This is a genomic window from Bartonella sp. OC16QHHD (assembly GCF_042194035.1).
GTDB lineage: Bacteria > Pseudomonadota > Alphaproteobacteria > Rhizobiales > Rhizobiaceae > Bartonella.
This window is the reverse complement of sequence record NZ_JBHIMJ010000014.1, coordinates 202,590-219,904: the sequence shown is the minus strand read 5'-3', so window position 1 is coordinate 219,904 and position 17,315 is coordinate 202,590. Positions and strand designations below refer to the sequence as shown.

Annotated in this window: 14 protein-coding genes; 4 read left to right on the top strand and 10 right to left on the bottom strand. The window is 38.9% G+C overall.

What is annotated here, in order from left to right:
• Positions 1 to 194: 194 nt before the first annotated feature.
• Positions 195 to 590: an MliC family protein gene (locus tag ACFIK1_RS02680; protein ID WP_375617422.1), complete on the top strand. Its 396-nt coding sequence runs from the start codon at positions 195 to 197 to the stop codon at positions 588 to 590.
• Positions 591 to 607: 17 nt separating this feature from the next.
• Positions 608 to 1,000 (top strand): MliC family protein, encoded by a 393-nt coding sequence (locus ACFIK1_RS02675; protein ID WP_375662027.1) that lies wholly within the window; start codon positions 608 to 610, stop codon positions 998 to 1,000.
• A gap of 16 nt (positions 1,001 to 1,016) precedes the next feature.
• Here the strand turns inward: ACFIK1_RS02675 and mnhG are convergent, their stop codons facing one another.
• The 7 genes from mnhG to ACFIK1_RS02640 form a co-directional block, all read right to left on the bottom strand.
• Complete coding sequence (gene mnhG / locus ACFIK1_RS02670; protein ID WP_375662026.1) at positions 1,017 to 1,427, bottom strand: monovalent cation/H(+) antiporter subunit G; 411 nt, start codon at positions 1,425 to 1,427, stop codon at positions 1,017 to 1,019.
• Positions 1,424 to 1,705: a K+/H+ antiporter subunit F gene (locus ACFIK1_RS02665; protein ID WP_375633620.1), complete on the bottom strand. Its 282-nt coding sequence runs from the start codon at positions 1,703 to 1,705 to the stop codon at positions 1,424 to 1,426. Before ACFIK1_RS02665 ends, mnhG begins: the two co-directional genes overlap by 4 nt.
• Positions 1,702 to 2,187, bottom strand: a complete 486-nt coding sequence (locus ACFIK1_RS02660) for a Na+/H+ antiporter subunit E (protein ID WP_375662025.1) — start codon at positions 2,185 to 2,187, stop codon at positions 1,702 to 1,704. Before ACFIK1_RS02660 ends, ACFIK1_RS02665 begins: the two co-directional genes overlap by 4 nt.
• Positions 2,184 to 3,806 carry a monovalent cation/H+ antiporter subunit D gene (locus tag ACFIK1_RS02655; protein WP_375662024.1) on the bottom strand — a complete coding sequence of 541 codons (1,623 nt, stop codon included), beginning with the start codon at positions 3,804 to 3,806 and terminating at the stop codon, positions 2,184 to 2,186. Before ACFIK1_RS02655 ends, ACFIK1_RS02660 begins: the two co-directional genes overlap by 4 nt.
• Positions 3,806 to 4,147 carry a Na+/H+ antiporter subunit C gene (locus ACFIK1_RS02650; RefSeq protein WP_375617427.1) on the bottom strand — a complete coding sequence of 114 codons (342 nt, stop codon included), beginning with the start codon at positions 4,145 to 4,147 and terminating at the stop codon, positions 3,806 to 3,808. Before ACFIK1_RS02650 ends, ACFIK1_RS02655 begins: the two co-directional genes overlap by 1 nt.
• On the bottom strand, positions 4,147 to 7,068 hold the full coding sequence (locus ACFIK1_RS02645) for a monovalent cation/H+ antiporter subunit A (RefSeq protein ID WP_375662023.1): 2,922 nt from the start codon (positions 7,066 to 7,068) through the stop codon (positions 4,147 to 4,149). The genes ACFIK1_RS02650 and ACFIK1_RS02645 overlap by 1 nt, the downstream gene beginning before the upstream one ends.
• Before the next feature lie 229 nt (positions 7,069 to 7,297).
• Positions 7,298 to 7,795: a BA14K family protein gene (locus tag ACFIK1_RS02640; protein ID WP_375662022.1), complete on the bottom strand. Its 498-nt coding sequence runs from the start codon at positions 7,793 to 7,795 to the stop codon at positions 7,298 to 7,300.
• 167 nt (positions 7,796 to 7,962) lie between these two features.
• Between ACFIK1_RS02640 and ACFIK1_RS02635 the strand changes: the two genes are divergently transcribed.
• Positions 7,963 to 9,060 carry a carboxynorspermidine decarboxylase gene (locus ACFIK1_RS02635; RefSeq protein ID WP_375633736.1) on the top strand — a complete coding sequence of 366 codons (1,098 nt, stop codon included), beginning with the start codon at positions 7,963 to 7,965 and terminating at the stop codon, positions 9,058 to 9,060.
• A gap of 55 nt (positions 9,061 to 9,115) precedes the next feature.
• The gene (locus ACFIK1_RS02630; protein WP_375662021.1) at positions 9,116 to 10,354 is read left to right on the top strand and encodes a saccharopine dehydrogenase NADP-binding domain-containing protein; all 1,239 of its coding nucleotides are present in this window, start codon (positions 9,116 to 9,118) and stop codon (positions 10,352 to 10,354) included.
• 1,125 nt (positions 10,355 to 11,479) lie between these two features.
• Here the strand turns inward: ACFIK1_RS02630 and lpdA are convergent.
• From lpdA to ACFIK1_RS02615, 3 genes are read right to left on the bottom strand one after another with little or no spacing between them, the layout of a single operon-like run.
• A complete protein-coding gene (gene lpdA, locus ACFIK1_RS02625) occupies positions 11,480 to 12,886 on the bottom strand; it encodes a dihydrolipoyl dehydrogenase (protein WP_375662020.1) in 1,407 nt (468 codons plus the stop codon).
• A gap of 31 nt (positions 12,887 to 12,917) precedes the next feature.
• Entirely contained in the window at positions 12,918 to 14,129 is a 1,212-nt protein-coding gene (gene odhB, locus ACFIK1_RS02620) for a 2-oxoglutarate dehydrogenase complex dihydrolipoyllysine-residue succinyltransferase (RefSeq protein ID WP_375606076.1), read from the bottom strand.
• Between the two features lie 32 nt (positions 14,130 to 14,161).
• Positions 14,162 to 17,161 carry a 2-oxoglutarate dehydrogenase E1 component gene (locus ACFIK1_RS02615; protein ID WP_375662019.1) on the bottom strand — a complete coding sequence of 1,000 codons (3,000 nt, stop codon included), beginning with the start codon at positions 17,159 to 17,161 and terminating at the stop codon, positions 14,162 to 14,164.
• Positions 17,162 to 17,315: the final 154 nt, after the last annotated feature.

Here is a 17,315-nt window from a genome sequence, read left to right as displayed (position 1 = left end):
ACTGAACGGGCAGCACCTAAAGAGCAAAAGCTTCAAGGTGAAGAGACAGTCCAGACCACAAACAGCCGATAAGGCTGGCGGTGAAAATCGAAGTGGTATGAATCCTGGGGTCGCAGGTTCGAATCCTGCCGTAGACACCATCGTATCAGTCAAATTATTCTTTGTGCACAATATTAGAAATATAGGGAAGCATCATGAAAAAAACTTTGCACATTTTAGGATTTTTCACCGCTTTAAGTTTATCACTCTTCAGCTCAAACAATAGCTTAGCTGGTTCTTTAATCATTGAAGTACCAGACAATCCAGAGCCCAAAACAGAGACCATTACCTATCAGTGTGATACTGAAACAGGTAAAGAGCGCGTAGAGGCAGTTTATCTTAATGCTGACAATATTTCGTTGGTTGATTTCAAATGGAACGGTGATCGTGTCATTGCTGCTAATGTCATCGCGGCAACAGGAGCAAAATTTGCAGGAGCTCAGTACATCTGGTGGGAGAAGAACAAAGAAGTCACGCTTTATGACCTTGCTCAGGATCCAGAAGAAAAAAAACCTATCCTATGTAAAGATGAGTCAACATTATTATTTTAAATAACACGGGAAATATTATGAAAAAAATTTCTTTTACTAAACAATTTTTCATTACTTTAAGTGTGTTCCTCCTCGGTTCAATTAATGCATTAGCAAGTTCTTTAGTCATTGAAGTACCAAATGATCCAGAACCAACAACAGAGACCGTCTCCTATCAATGCGACATGGGAACAAGCAAAGAGCATGTTGAGGCAACTTATCATAATGCTGGCAATATTGCGCTTGTTGATTTAAAATGGAACGGTAAGCGCATCGTTGGTTCTAATGTAATTGCCGCTTCTGGAGGAAAATATGTGGGTGGTCAATACATTTGGTGGATAACTAAAAATGAAGCCATATTTTACGATCTTATTAATGATCCAAAAGAAGAAAAGCCCATCCTCTGTGTAGAAGAAAAAAGCACAGAATAAAGAAGGTTCTTACATTTCAAGAACCGCGCTGGCTCTCATCTCTTGATGTTCCTTCTGACGTGGATAACTTTTCCTCCGTCTGGTGTAATAAAAGAGCCAGCGGTTTTTCTGACTGTTCTTCTGAATGATGTCGATAAGCTGCTGTATGTGAGAGCAACATAGAAGCTACCGGTGCTGTTAAAAATAAAAAAAACATTAGCAACACTTCATGAAAAACAAAATAATGGTCCACAAATATTGAATAAAGAAATGAAGAAATAAGAATACTACCAACGCCCCAACTCGTACATACTGAAAGCATATGCAAACGCTTATAAAAATTGGAAAAACGCACCAAACCTATCGTTGCGATCAATGTCAATCCAGACCCTAATATTAAGAAAACTGTGATAGCAATAGCAACCACAAGCGATATATCATCTTTCATTCAATAATCTCCCCCCGCATAAGAAATTTCGCCAAAGCGATGCTTGAGACAGATCCCAACAATCCAATAATGAGAGCTGCGACAAAATAAGCGGTTGTTCCTGAACGAATATCGAATGTAAGAAACAAAAGAATAGTGCTTATATAAAGGGCATCCAAACCAACAATTCTATCCTGCGCCCGTGGACCACGAATCAACCGAAACAGCGCGAAAATCACCGCTAAACTTAAAAAAAACTGTGAAAAGAAAAGCCCCCAATAAAGAATCACCATACTCATAAAAAAATCTCCAAAAGCAATTGCTCATACCGTTGTTTGATCAACTGTTTGTAATCATATCCATTTTTAAAATTTAAGACATGAAGCAAAAGTTCACCCTTTTTACTATTATAGGCAACCCAAGCAGTTCCAGGGGTTGCCGAAAGGATGCATGCTAAAATAGCCAAAGCAGTGCGATTATGAAGCAGAAGAGGTACTACAATAAAACCAGATTTCTGCTCTCGAGACCTTTTTGTTAAAACAAACCAAGTCACCGAAACATTTGAGAATATAGAATCTATAAATACTCGAAAAACGAGACGAAAAACCGCACTCCAGCTTTTAATAACAGCCTTCTCCGGCTCCAGAAGCCGTATCATCCAACCACAAAACAAAGCGGTTAAAATCCCTAAAAGCAATTGCCCTAAACTAAAACCATTTAAAATAAGCCACATAAGGACAATGACACCACTGAAAAAAGGGGAAGGACAAAAACGATTCATTTACTCACCTCCCTATTTTCGAGAGAAAAATCCGTTAAAACGCTCCCAATATAGTTTTGAGGTTCATACAAAGTCTTAGCAGTTTCAGACATATAATGACTAACAGGACTGGCTACAATTGTTATAAGAAAACACAAAGCAAGGAGAACGGCAATAGGCGCAAATTCTATCACTTGCACACGGGGAATACGCCCTTCAAGAGAAACCCAAAAAGTTCGGATACCCGTTCGTGTCAATGCAATCAAAGCCGCAAAACCAGAGAGAGTGACAAAAACTACAAAAAGCCAATCTTGGTAAACCGGTAGAGAGACAGAAAAATCCTCTCTACTGTGATTTAAAATTGCCATGAACATCATAAATTTAGCAACAAAACCAGAAAAAGGCGGCAATCCAATAATCAAAATGGCACAAATACCAAAACAAGCTCCAAGAATTGCCAAGGTTACCGGAAAATAGATGCCAACTTCATCTTCTTCCTCCTCTTCATCGTCACCATACACCTCCATTGTGACAGCAAGAACATTTGCAGCCACATCTTGACAGCGTTCAACCAACTCTACCAAAAGAAAAAAAGCTCCCAGTGCTAAAGTTGAAGAAACAATATAAAAAAGTGCACCTGCTGTCAGTGCTGCATTGCCGATCCCGATCGCGGCCAACAATGTACCAGAAGAGACAAGGACACTATAAGCTGCCAAACGCACCAAAACTTGGCTTGCCAATACCCCAATAAAACCAACAATCATAGTGGCAAGCCCACCATAAAACAAAACCGTATGACCAAAATGGTTAAAATATTCACTTTCAGAACCAAACCATAGCAACGTTAAACGTAAAATAATATAAATACCCACCTTGCTCAAAAGTGCAAAAGAAGCTCCAACTGGCGCTACTGCTGCACTGTAAGTTGGAACCAACCAAAAATTAAGCGGCCACATACCCGCTTTAAGCAAAAAAGCAATACCTAAAAGTGCAACACCTATTTCGAACAAAACAATATCTGTAGAAGATATATATTTTATTTTAACAGCCAAATCGGCCATATTAAGAGTACCAACGACTCCATAAATGAGCGCTATACCAACTAAAAAAAATAATGAAGCAACAAGATTAACCACGACATAATGCAACCCTGCGCGCACGCGTGTCTGACCAGAACCATGCAAAGCAAGCCCATAGGAAGCTGTTAACATAACTTCAAAAAACACAAATAAATTAAATAAATCACCAGTCAAAAAAGCACCATTTATCCCCACCATAAAAAATTGCATTAGTGACTGAAAATGAGAACCAGCTTTGTACCAATGAGCCCGCGCAAAAACCAACACGCTAGTCACCAACAAGCTGGAAAGTAAAAGCATCATAGCGCTTAAGCGATCAAGGACTAAAACAATTCCAAAAGAAGACGGCCAATTACCAAGTCGATAAACATCGCAAGCCGGTGCTATTTCAAGAGTACGTATAATCAATAAAATGGCAGTAACGACCAACAGTCCCGCAGAAGAAAGACTGATGAATGATTTAAGTCTTGCACGACGTTCATCATAAAAAAGAAGAAGTGCTCCAGTGATTAACGGCAAAAGAATAGGCAAAATAAGGAGATGATGCACTCCTATTTTCATTATTGCACCTCACGTCCATCAACGTGATCAGAACCCGTTAAACCACGTGAAACCAACAAGATAACTAAAAATAAAGCTGTTGTTGCAAAACCAATCACAATTGCAGTTAAAACCAAGGCTTGTGGGAGAGGATCGACATAATTAGCTGGATTAATAACAGGGGTAGGATCAACAATTGGAGCAGCATTACTACGCGGTCTACTCATTGAAAATATAAAAAGATTAACACCATAGGAGATCAAGGACAAACCAAGAATGACTTGAAAAGTACGTGGACGCAAAACAAGCCAAATACCTGATCCGACAAAAACACCGATACCCAAAGAAAGAACAATTTCCATTAATTTTCCTTCTCTTTTAAAATAGGTTTCTTACCGATTCGGTAACTCCGAATTGACTGGTGTGCAAGTGCAATTAAAATGAGAACAGTTGCTCCTAACACAAGAGAAAGCACACCAAAATCAAACAAAAAAGCGGATGCCATGGAAACTTTCCCAATTAACGGAAGATGAATATATCGAAAAAAGGATGTTAAAAAAGGATATCCAAAAAACCAAGAGCCCATCCCCGTTACGACTGACAACAATAAGCCAAAGCCTATCCAACGCAAAGGTAAAACTCTCAAATGCGTTTCCACCCACCGAATATCGCGTGCAAGATATTGTAAAATAAATCCTATAGCCAAAGTAATCCCACCGACAAATCCACCTCCTGGCAGATCATGCCCTCGCATGAATAAATAAATAGCAAAAGCGATAATAATCGGAAAGAGCCAACCCATAATAACAGCAGGAACAGCTAAATAATTCAATACTGTATCTCCCACATTTCGATTAGGCTGTGCTATATCAAAGGCTTTCTGGATACGTTGTTGAAAAGGCGCATCAATACTCTCAGGCGCAGGACGAAAACGTCGTAAGAGTGCAAAAACAGTAAGGGAAACAACACCCAAAACCACAATTTCTCCCATGGTATCAAAACCACGGAAATCAACCAATAACACATTCACAACATTGCGACCACCAGCATCTGAGTAAGCATGCGTTAGAAAAAAATCAGAAATCGTTGTACCTTGGGGACGTGTCATCACTGCAAAAGAAAGCCATGCTACACCAGCACCTCCTACAAGGGATATGACGAAATCACGGAAACGACGCAAGCGAACCCAAAAACGAACAGCAGCTGGCCCAGGGTCATGCAAACGTTTAGGCAACCACCGTAAACCAAGCAATAATAAAACGACTGTAACAACCTCAACAACCAATTGTGTTATTGCTAAATCAGGAGCAGAAAGCCATAAAAAGGTTGCACAAGTCATCAAACCAGCTCCCCCTAAAAGCATAAGTGAAGCAAGACGATGAAACTTTGCTCGCCAAGCAACTAAAAGCGCACATAATCCGCCAACCAGCCAAAGAGCGAGAAAAGGAATATCAAGTGGAAAAAGCGGTAATGTCCCCACTGGAATGAAACCATCGCACCAAAGTAAAAGACCAACAAAGGCAAAACAGACCCAAAAAATCCAATGCAATTGGATCTGCAAACGGCGTGTTGACAAAGCAGATTCCACCGCACGGGCCCATTTCCAAGAAATAATTACGAGAATGCGTTCAAAAATACGCGGTCCTTTTAAGTGACGGAAAAAAGGAGCCCCATCATCACAGGATAAAAAATAACGATGCCCGACAGCATAGAGCAATCCGCCCCCTAATAATGCAACAAAACTCATCACTAATGGAGTGTTAAACCCATGCCAAACAGCCAAACTATAAGGAATTGTCATTGGTCCTAAAACAGACACGACCGCATTATCTAAAATAGGTCCTATTGTTAAATTAGGAAAAATACCAACCGCTAAACAAATAAACACCAAAAGCTCCATTGGTAAACGCATGAAATGCGGTGGTTCATGGGGAGTCTTGGGTAAATTGTCAGGCTTTGGTCCTAAAAAAACGCCATGAATAAAGCGTATAGAATAGGTCACACTAAACAGACTAGCTAGCGTTGCCACATAAGGTGCAATCCAATCGAGCCATGATTCCATATGCGTTTCAACAGCTTCAGCAAAAAACATCTCTTTCGATAAAAAACCATTCAACAAAGGAACCCCAGCCATCGCTGCACTCGCAACTAAAGCAAGAGTCGCTGTAATAGGCATAGAACGATAAAGCCCTGACAGTTTGCGCATATCACGTGTTCCCGTCTCGTGATCAATAATGCCAGCAGCCATAAATAAAGAAGCTTTAAAAGTAGCATGATTGGCCATATGAAAGATCGCCGCAACACATGCAAGTGGACTACCAAGACTTAAAAGTGTTGTAATTAATCCAAGATGACTAATAGTCGAGTACGCAAGCAGTCCTTTCAAGTCTTGCTGAAACATGGAAAAATAGGCACCTAGAAGAAGAGTTGAGAGTCCTGAAAAGCCAACCAGCCAAAACCAAGATTCTGTTCCAGAGAGCACAGGCCATAAACGAACAAGCAAAAACAATCCTGCTTTTACCATTGTTGCCGAATGCAAATAAGCCGATACAGGGGTTGGAGCAGCCATCGCGTTGGGTAGCCAAAAATGAAAGGGAAATTGCGCGCTTTTTGTTAACCCTCCCAATAAAATGCAAATAAGGATAGGACTATAAAGAGAACTTGACCGGATCATATCTCCAGACTGCAGAACCTTATCCAAATCAAAACTGCCAACAGTATACCCAATCAATAAAACTCCAATAAAAAGGGCAAAGCCGCCAAAACCTGTGATCGTTAGAGCCATACGCGCACCCTCACGCGCACTTGCATTATGGTACCAATAGCCGATCAACAAAAAAGAAAAAATACTGGTGAGTTCCCAGAAAACAACCAAAAAGACGAGATTACCTGATAAAACTATTCCTATCATTGATCCCATAAAGGCCAAAAAAAAGGAAAAAAAACGCGGTACAGAATCCGCTGGATCTATGTAATAACGTGAATAAATGACAACAAGCAGCCCAATCCCTGTAATAAGCAAGCAAAAAAGCCACGACAAACCATCTATGCGGAGAATCAAATCGCTTCCCCATTCTGGAAGCCAAGAAATATCTAAACGCACTATGTGGTTTCCGCAAACTTCCGGATAAAGCATTATTGTAAAAATAAGACAGAAAAGTGCGACAACCCCAGCAAACCACGCTTCATTATTTTTTGCTGTCGAACGAAAAAAGCCAATGACAGCACTTCCACCAAAGGGAAGCAAAACGAGCAATACCAACATTGCTTCCCGTGTTGTCATTCTTTAAACTCCATTTTGCCTTAATATTTTGTCATCGACAAAACAAAAACTTATATTCTCACCCCCCATTCCACACTTAATGATAATAAGATTTAATAAAACTTAAAAGCATTTAAAATTTTTAAAAAAACAATGCTGGCATGAAAATACTGCGCACAACAAAAGTCTTCTCTTTATTGTAAGAACAATAACGCCCACGACAAGAAGCAATTAAAATTTTATTTAATTTCTATCCTTTAAAAAAGCGTGATAAACACTGCCTACGCCCCCCATGAAAAGGCTGAAAACTATTATCATTTTTATTATAAGAGCGATAACGCGCACGGCAAGATTCAATATGTTGTTTAAGCATCCATGGCTCTTTTTTTTCTAATTTTTCCGAAGAAGACGTTAAAAACACTTTTTTAGCATTTGATACAACTTTTAATGATGCGCCTTTTGTGCTTAAGTGCGGTGATGTAACAAATGCCACTTCAGGATACCACCAATTATCACTGTATTTACGATAACCACGCCGATAATGACGATAACCTTTGAAACCATTAAGTTCTCTACGCCCCGTAAAAATCAGAGGCACCGAACTATCTAGGACAGAAGTCTGAGTAACCAGTTTGGCTTTAGCGTCACTTCTATTTTGCCCCCAATTAACAAGAGTGGTTGTTATAATGAAAAAACTGCTAACAAATACAAAAGCTAAAGCATAATATAATTTTTTTTTCATACTCATAACAAAAAACTCAACATAATAAACAACAGTAATTACAGAAAGCCTTTCTCTTGCTAGACAGAAACAGATTCTTTTCTTAAGATTCTTTTTTCTTGAGACATTCTGTTACTCTTTGTACTAAACGTTGATCTTGGCAATAAGATCCTTCAAAAAAGAATGAATAAATGATGATAAAAACCCCCTACTATCTTATAGACAAATCGAAACTCATCAAAAACATGCAAACAATTTCTCGTTTACGGGAAATGTCCGGAGCTAAAATTTTACTTGCTTTAAAATGTTTTGCCACATGGAGTGTTTTTGATTTAATGTCTGAGTTCATGGATGGAACCACATCATCATCCCTTTATGAACTACGTTTAGGAAGAGAAAAATTTGGCAAAGAAACCCATGCTTATTCAGTGGCTTGGGCAGATGATGAAATTGATGAAGCCTGTGGTTATGCAGATAAAATCATCTTTAATTCCATCCAACAGCTTCAACGCTTTTCTGATGCAACAAAAACCATTCAAAGAGGTTTAAGGTTAAACCCAGGAATCAGCGCATCAAATTTTGATCTTGCCAACCCCTCTCGCCCTTTTAGCCGCTTAGGAGAAACAAACCAAAGCGCTATCAAAGAAGTTCTGCCTCTTATCAACGGATTGATGATCCATAACAATTGTGAAAATGCTGACTTTAATCTTTTTAACCAAATGCTTGGATATATGGAAGAAAAATTTGCAGAACTTTTTTCTGCTGTTGACTGGATAAGCCTTGGCGGCGGAATCCATTTTACGGCTGAAAATTATCCTCTAGAAGCTTTCGCAAAACGCTTAAAACAATTTTCTAAAACTCATGGTGTCACTCTTTTTCTAGAACCAGGAGAAGCTGCTATTACCAAAAGCACCACATTAGAAGTCAGTGTTCTTGACACATTGTATAATGAAAAGAATCTAGCCATCGTTGATAGCTCAATTGAAGCACATATGCTTGATCTTCTCATTTATCGTGAAAATGCCAAATTAGAACCCAATCTAGGACCACACGAAATTATGATTTGTGGAAAATCTTGTCTTGCCGGCGATATTTTTGGAACATTTCAATTTCAAAAACCTCTTAAAATAGGCGATAGACTGTCTTTTCAGGATGCAGCAGGTTATACAATGGTCAAGAAAAACTGGTTTAATGGCGTTACAATGCCTGCTATTGTTCTCAAAGAGTGCGATGGTACATTAACACTTCAACGCCAATTCAGCTATAACGACTATCAGGAAAGCCTTTCATAAAGATAAACCATAAAAAACGTCATACAACAGTATTAAAAAGGGAGATGGACCTACAATGAAAAAAAATGTTCTCATTATTGGTGCTGGAGGTGTTGCACAAGTTGTTGCACACAAATGTGCTCAAAACAACGATATTCTTGGTGAAATTCATATTGCTTCACGAACACTCAAAAAATGTGAAGCCATCATTGCTTCTATTAAAGAAAAAAACACAATGAAAGAGCAAGGTGTTCTCAAAAGCCATTCGCTCAATGCCATGAATGTAGAAGAAACTATAAAGCTCATCCAAAAGACCAAATGTGAAATTGTCATTAATGTTGGTTCTGCCTTTCTTAATATGTCTGTTCTTTCAGCTTGTATTGAAACAAAATGCGCTTATATCGATACAGCGATTCATGAAGACCCATTGAAAATTTGTGAAACACCTCCTTGGTATGGCAATTATGAATGGCCTCGGCGTCCAGAATGTGAAAAAGCTGGTATAACCGCTATTTTAGGAGCAGGTTTTGACCCAGGTGTAGTGAATGCTTATGCAGCATTAGCGCGCGATGATTATTTTGATAAAATCACAGATATTGATATTATTGATATTAATGCCGGAAATCATGGACGTTGGTTTGCTACAAATTTTGATCCAGAAATTAACTTCCGTGAATTTACAGGACAAGTATGGTCATGGCAAAATAAAAAATGGACTTCCAATAAAATGTTTGAAGTCAGCCATGAATGGGATCTTCCCGTTGTGGGAAAACAAAAAGCCTATATGACAGGACATGATGAAATTCATTCACTTTCCAAAAATCTTGATGTAGAGAATGTCCGTTTCTGGATGGGATTTGGTGATCGTTATATCACTGTTTTTACGGTTCTGAAAAACCTCGGACTCTTATCCGAACAACCGATTAAAACAGCAGAAGGTCAAGAAGTCGTGCCCTTGAAAGTCGTGAAAGCCGTCTTACCCGACCCTTCCTCTCTCGCCCCAGACTACACAGGAAAAACCTGTATTGGAGATCTTATTAAAGGCGAAAAAGATGGACACCTGCGAGAAATTTTTATCTATAATATAGCCGATCACAAACAAGCTTTTCATGAAACTGGGGCACAAGGCATTTCCTATACGGCTGGCGTACCAGCAGCCGCAACAGCTCTTCTTATTGCCACAGGTGAATGGGATGTAAAAACTATGGTCAATGTGGAAGAATTACCACCCCACCCTTTCCTTAAATATCTTGATCATATGGGGCTTCCCACTTTTATAAGAGAACAACAAGAGGATAAAAAATTACAATTTTAATACCTATAGAAAGCATATGCTTGATTTTTTAAGTTATCACAAAACTGCCCAATGAAAACAAACTTAATATTCTCGTGTAATTATGGTTTTCAAAAAAATTTTAGCTATTCGTTATATTTTGGCAACATTGCGATTTCTTAACAACCCTAAAGAAGAGACATAGCATCTTTTTAAGACATAGCGAGCAATGATCAAGAAAAACAGAGAAGAAAAAACTAATTTAATCACACTGTATAACTTGTCATTATCATCAAAAAGATAGTGTCATAAACAAAAGATATAAAAATACTGCTCTTTTAAAGAAGAGCGGTATTTTGTAGAATATTCAATCCCTCCCCCCTCTTCATCTTAAATGACAAAGATCCTTAACCCACACCAATCATTAAACAATTCAATTTCTTTGGGTGAATTCCTCTTGGCTTCTCTCTTCATATGATTCACCATCGTATACAACATGTTGATTTATAACGCTGAATACTGTAAAATTCTCTTAATCACAAACTCTCTCACATTGAAGCAATTAAAATCTTTTGTCTGCACATCACAAACAAAACGAGCGTGTGAGGTAAAATGATAAAAGAACAGAATAAAAATTCTCTTATGAAAACTCTCAAATAATAAAGAGCTTTAGCAATATTGAGAACTGAAAAAGTGTATTATAATACCAGCGTGTACTTTTACTAAACATAAAGATGATGGTGCACAATAGGTCTTATAACAGTTTGAATGAATTTCATATATTTCAAGAGGAACTTTACAGCTATACCATTCATGAACACCATCGCGAAGTAGATTTAAGCATTTTGAGAGATGTTTTCTTAACACAAAGCACACAGATAGGTTCAGAATCTTATCTTAAATATTTTATAACAGTATAAAAACTACCCCATATATAAAACTTTACATAGACTAAACACCACCGCTCTAAACGATAGTGCACAACAGAATAATCAATCAAAACTGCACAACAGATATCTAAAACAGTAATTATCGAAAAGCATACAACAAATGGAACATTTCAATACAATTGGTTATATTCTTTTTTTAAGTTTTAAAATGTTGTTGCATGCTTCACAAATATTTTCTGCCCCCCGTACCTTTTAAAATTTACTTTTTAAAAGCTTTTTAAATATGAAGTGGTTTAGCAAATGTTGCCAAAGCTGCCTCACGCACGGCTTCTGATAAGGTAGGATGTGCATGGCAACAACGTCCCAGATCTTCTGATGAACCACCAAATTCCATTAAAACTGCAATTTCATGGATCATTTCACCAGCACCAAATCCAAGAATATGCCCCCCTAATACCCGATCTGTTTTTTTATCAGAAAGGATTTTAACGAACCCATCACTCTTTTGCATTGCACGTGCACGACCATTGGCCATAAAAGGAAATTTGCCAACATTATATTCAATACCAGCAGTTTTTAGCTCTTCTTCTGTCCTTCCTACACTCGCAATTTCCGGCTGTGTATAAACAACACTAGGAATAACATCAAAATTAACATGCCCTTTTTGACCTGCCAAAATTTCTGCCACAGCAACGCCTTCTTCCTCTGCTTTATGTGCTAGCATTGGCCCTTTTACAACATCACCAATCGCATAAATTCCTGGAACATTCGTCTGCCAATGAGCATCAATTGAAATAAATCCGCGTTCATCTAACTGAACACCAACCTCTTGTAAGCCAAGCCCCTCTGTATAAGGAGAACGTCCAGTAGCAATAAGCACAACATCAGCCTCTAAAGTTTCAGATTCACCACCTTTGACAGATTCAAAGCTCACCTGAGCAGTTGAGCCAGATTGTGTAACAGCTGTTACCTTTGCACCCGTTTTATATTCAATCCCCTGTTTTTCCATTAATTTCTGAAATTGCCGTGAAACTTCACCATCCATTGAGCCCAAAACTTTATTAAGATACTCAATAATGGTCACCTTAGCACCTAAACGGCTCCAAACTGATCCAAGTTCTGAACCAATGACACCAGCACCTACTACAATCATATGCGTTGGTACTTTTTCAAGTGAAAGAGCTCCCGTAGAAGAAACAATAGTCTTTTCATCAATTTCAACATTTACTCCTGGAATGCCTGAACTCTCTGAACCGGTAGCAATAATAATATTTTTTGTTTCAATTGTTTGTTTATTACCATCTCTGGCAACAACTTCCACATGACCCGCACTCAAAATTTTGGCTGTCCCAAAAAAAGTATCAACTTTATTTTTTTTCATCAAAAAAGAAACACCACTCGTATTGGCTGTCACCACAGCTTTCTTATGAACCATCATTTGTTCAAGATTAAGCTTAGATTTACCAATAGAAATACCAAGCGTTTCAAAACCATGCTGGGTTTCAGAAAACACTTCTGAAGCATGCAGCAACGCTTTAGAAGGAATACAACCAACGTTGAGACATGTTCCTCCTAATGTTGTACGCTTTTCAATAATTGCTACTTTAAGTCCCAGTTGCGCCGCTTTTATTGCTGCTACATAACCACCTGGACCCGCTCCGATCACAGCCACATCATAAGACATCCGTTTCTCCTTTCATCCTGAAAACTGTATTTTACAAATCAAGAACAAGGCGTTCCGGATCTTCTAAGCTTTCCTTAACACGCACAAGGAAAGTCACAGCTTCTTGCCCATCCACAATACGGTGATCATAAGAAAGCGCTAAATACATCATGGGGCGGATCACAACTTGACCCTCAACAACCATTGCTCGCTCTTTAATCGCATGCATTCCCAAAATACCAGATTGTGGTGCATTCAAAATCGGTGTTGACATCAACGATCCATACACACCACCATTGGTAATGGTAAAAGTTCCGCCCTGCATATCAGAAACGGCTAATTTTCCATCACGCGCAAGACGCCCCAAACGACCAATCTCTTTTTCAATCTCAGCCAATGACATTTGATCTGCATCTCGCACCACTGGAACAACAAGCCCTTTATCCGTTCCAACAGCAATTCCAACATTGACATAGTTTTTGTAAACAATATCTGTCCCATCAATCTCTGCATTAACAGCAGGAAGTTCTTTTAATGCATGACAAACAGCCTTGGTAAAAAAACCCATAAAACCAAGCTTAACACCATGTTTCTTTTCAAAAAGATCCTTATAACGCTTGCGCAAATCCATCACCGCTGACATATCAACCTCATTAAATGTGGTTAACATTGCTGCTACATTTTGTGCATCTTTAAGACGGCGAGCAATTGTTTGACGCAATTTCGTCATACGAACCCGCTCTTCACGTGTTTCTTGGACAGGAGTTGCCGAAGAACTCGTCGCAGAAGAAGAGGGTGTAGGAGCATTTGTACTTTGTTTTAATCCACCAAGAACATCTTCTTTAAGAATTTGTCCACGTTTTCCAGAACCTGAAATATCGCTTTTTGCAACATTATTTTCAGCCATCAATTTTGCTGCTGAAGGAGAAGGAGGCATTGCACTGCTCAAAGCAGGCTTCTCCGATTCAGATGAAGCCGCTGGAACAAGTGTAGCAGAAGGTGAAAGTGATTGGGAGATACCAGCTTCTCCAGCCTTCACCACTCCTAAAAGAGCATTTACTTCAACCGTATCGCCTTCTTTTGCAATGATTTCAGATAATTTCCCAGCAACAGGAGAAGGAACTTCAACGGTTACCTTATCAGTTTCTAATTCAACCAAAGGCTCATCCATAGCGACAGCTTCGCCAAGTTTTTTAAACCATTTGCCAACCGTTGCTTCGGTAACCGATTCGCCCAAAGTAGGAACACGAATTTCAGTAGTCATAATATTTTTCCATACATCAGAGTAGTAATAAATTAAGAACCTAACGCGTCTTTAAGAAACGCAGCCAGTTGTTCAAGGTGTTTCACCATTAACCCAGAGGCCGGTGACGCACTCGCAGGACGTCCTGCATAACGAGCACGTGAATATTGCGCATTAATATGCGTCAAAACCCATTCCAAATAAGGCTCAATAAATGACCAAGCCCCCATGTTTTTTGGTTCCTCTTGGCACCAAAAAACTTCCGCCTGCAAAAAGCGCGATAATACATTCACCAAAACTTTTGCAGGGAAAGGATAAAGCTGTTCAACACGAAGGAGGTAAACATCATCAATACCCCTTTTTTCACGTTCTTCATAAAGGTCGTAATAAACCTTACCAGTACAAAGAACGACACGGCGAATCTTATTATCTTTTTGCAACTTAATGACAGAATCTTTGAGACATTCTGCATCATCAAGCAACACACGACAAAAACTTGTTTCTGGCCCCATTTCATTGAGAAAAGAAACAGCTCGCTTATGACGTAAAAGTGATTTCGGTGTCATCAAAATCAATGGCTTCCGGAAATCACGCTTAATTTGTCGACGCAAAATATGAAAATAATTTGCAGGGGTTGTACAATTAGCAACCTGCATATTATCTTCCGCACAAAGTTGAAGAAACCGTTCTAAACGTGCAGAAGAATGCTCCGGCCCTTGCCCTTCAAAACCATGAGGCAATAAACACACAAGACCAGACATACGAAGCCACTTACGCTCTGCGGATGAAATAAATTGATCAAAAATGACCTGTGCACCATTAGAAAAATCACCAAATTGTGCTTCCCAAAGTGTTAATCCTCGTGGTTCAGCAAGAGAATATCCATATTCAAAACCAAGAACAGCTTCTTCAGAAAGCATAGAATTAACAACATCATAAAGCGCTTGTCCCTTTTGTAAATGATTCAAAGGAATATAACGCGCCTCATTTTCTTGGTCATAAAGAACTGAATGACGTTGTGAAAAAGTTCCCCGTTCAACATCTTCACCGGAAAGACGAACCGGTGCCCCTTCCAAACAAAGTGAACCAAAAGCTAAAGCTTCAGCAGTTGCCCAGTCAACACCCTCACCGGTTTCAAAAATTTTAGCACGATTATTTAAAAAACGTTGAATGGTTTTGTGAACGTGAAAATCTGCCGGAATTTCAACAATTTTCTGACCAATTTCCATTAAAGTTTTTAATTCAACACCAGTTGTTCTAGAATGCTGCTCATCAGAACTACTAAAAGCTTTGAGTCCCGTCCAGCTTCCATCAAGCCAATCAGCCTTATTAGGTTTATAAGAAGCACTTGCTTCAAGTTCACCTTCAAGCTTATCGCGCCATAATTTTTTTTGTTGCTCAATCTCTTCTGAAGTAACCATTCCTTCTGCTACCAATTGGTCACTATAAAGTTGAAGTGTTGTTTTATGATTACGTATTGCTTTATACATAAGCGGCTGCGTAAAGGAAGGTTCATCACCTTCATTATGCCCATAACGGCGATAACAAAACATATCAATAACCACTGGTTTATGGAAAATTTGGCGAAACTCTGTTGCTATTTTGGCAACAAAAACAACTGCCTCAGGATCATCACCATTCACATGGAAAATTGGTGCGTCAATCATTTTTGCGACATCTGATGGATAAGGCGAAGAACGTGAAAAACGTGGAGATGTTGTAAAACCAATCTGGTTATTGATAATAACATGAAGTGAGCCTGCAACACGATAACCTTTAAGACCTGAAAGACCAAAAGTTTCTTGGATAACGCCTTGTCCTGCAAAAGCAGCATCACCATGAATAAGCAATGGCATCACTTTTGAACGCTCACTTAATGGGAGTAAATCAGTATGCGCAGGTCCCATAAGTTGATCTTGTTTAGCACGTGCTTTTCCCATAACAACCGGATCAACAATCTCAAGATGAGATGGATTGGCCAACAGCGATAAATGAACTTTTTTACCATCAAAGTCCAGATCAGCGGTAGTTCCCAAATGATATTTGACATCACCGGATCCCTCCACATCATCAGGCTTGTAAGACCCTCCTTTGAATTCATGAAAAATAGCCCTATGCGGTTTGGCAAGAACTTGTGAAAGAACATTTAAACGACCACGATGTGCCATTCCTAAAATAACTTCCTGCACCCCCAAAGCACTACCACATTTGATAATCTGCTCAAGAGCGGGAATCAGCGCCTCACCACCATCGAGTCCAAAACGCTTTGTACCTTTATATTTAGTGTCTAAAAACTGTTCGAATCCCTCTGCCTGAATAAGCTTATTCAGAATAGCTTTCTTGTCTTGTTGTGTGAAAGAATTTTTTTTATCTCGCCCTTCAATGCGTTCTTGAAGCCATACTTTCTGAACCGGATCAGAAACATGCATATATTCCACACCGATTGTTGAACAATAGGTACGATTGAGAATCTCAAGCATTTGCGGAATAGTTGCATATTCCAACCCTAAAACATTATCAATAAAAATGGGACGCTCGTAATCAGCTGGAGTAAAACCATAAGCTTCTGGAGAAAGTTCCTTATAATCTTCTTGTTTTTCGGCCAATTGAAGAGGGTCAAGTTGCGCATGAAGATGTCCCCGTTCTCGAAACGCACGAATCATCATAATTGCATGAACGGAATCACGTGTTGCACGAATAATATCTTGTTCACTGGAAGTTTTTCCCTTTTGTGCAGCACCTGTTATTGCTTTTTCCTTTAATTTATCGCCAAAATATTTTTCAAGAGAAGACCAATCACCATCAAGAGCAGAAATCAATTCACCCTCTGCTTTTAATGGCCAATGATCACGCTGCCATGTTGCTCCTTCAGCATTTTTAAGAACATCTTCTTTATTATCATGAAGTCCTTCAAAAAAAGCACGCCACTGTGAATCAACACTGGTAGGATCTTTTTCATATTGAGCATAAAGTTGATCTATATAATCCGCATTCCCACCATAAAGAAATGATGTCTGTGCAAAAAGGCTATTTATTTCGTCCTGCCTTGCCATATACTTCTCCGGAACATTTATTCCGTCTCCTTATATCTCTTTTTGACCTTTAAATGCTTACAAACAAGCAGTGATTCGAACATTCAAAAAAGTTTTACCTTTTTATACTCAAGCTTTTTCACCTGAATCTAAGAACCTTTTCTTATTCAGGTGA

Excerpts from the sequence above, each read along its gene's own strand:
- ACFIK1_RS02680 (WP_375617422.1), top strand. The coding sequence starts at position 195 with ATGAAAAAAACTTTGCACATTTTAGGATTTTTCACCGCTTTAAGTTTA.
- ACFIK1_RS02675 (WP_375662027.1), top strand. The coding sequence starts at position 608 with ATGAAAAAAATTTCTTTTACTAAACAATTTTTCATTACTTTAAGTGTG.
- mnhG (WP_375662026.1), bottom strand. The coding sequence starts at position 1,427 with ATGAAAGATGATATATCGCTTGTGGTTGCTATTGCTATCACAGTTTTC.
- ACFIK1_RS02665 (WP_375633620.1), bottom strand. The coding sequence starts at position 1,705 with ATGAGTATGGTGATTCTTTATTGGGGGCTTTTCTTTTCACAGTTTTTT.
- ACFIK1_RS02660 (WP_375662025.1), bottom strand. The coding sequence starts at position 2,187 with ATGAATCGTTTTTGTCCTTCCCCTTTTTTCAGTGGTGTCATTGTCCTT.
- ACFIK1_RS02655 (WP_375662024.1), bottom strand. The coding sequence starts at position 3,806 with ATGAAAATAGGAGTGCATCATCTCCTTATTTTGCCTATTCTTTTGCCG.
- ACFIK1_RS02650 (WP_375617427.1), bottom strand. The coding sequence starts at position 4,147 with ATGGAAATTGTTCTTTCTTTGGGTATCGGTGTTTTTGTCGGATCAGGT.
- ACFIK1_RS02645 (WP_375662023.1), bottom strand. The coding sequence starts at position 7,068 with ATGACAACACGGGAAGCAATGTTGGTATTGCTCGTTTTGCTTCCCTTT.
- ACFIK1_RS02640 (WP_375662022.1), bottom strand. The coding sequence starts at position 7,795 with ATGAGTATGAAAAAAAAATTATATTATGCTTTAGCTTTTGTATTTGTT.
- ACFIK1_RS02635 (WP_375633736.1), top strand. The coding sequence starts at position 7,963 with ATGATAAAAACCCCCTACTATCTTATAGACAAATCGAAACTCATCAAA.
- ACFIK1_RS02630 (WP_375662021.1), top strand. The coding sequence starts at position 9,116 with ATGAAAAAAAATGTTCTCATTATTGGTGCTGGAGGTGTTGCACAAGTT.
- lpdA (WP_375662020.1), bottom strand. The coding sequence starts at position 12,886 with ATGTCTTATGATGTGGCTGTGATCGGAGCGGGTCCAGGTGGTTATGTA.
- odhB (WP_375606076.1), bottom strand. The coding sequence starts at position 14,129 with ATGACTACTGAAATTCGTGTTCCTACTTTGGGCGAATCGGTTACCGAA.
- ACFIK1_RS02615 (WP_375662019.1), bottom strand. The coding sequence starts at position 17,161 with ATGGCAAGGCAGGACGAAATAAATAGCCTTTTTGCACAGACATCATTT.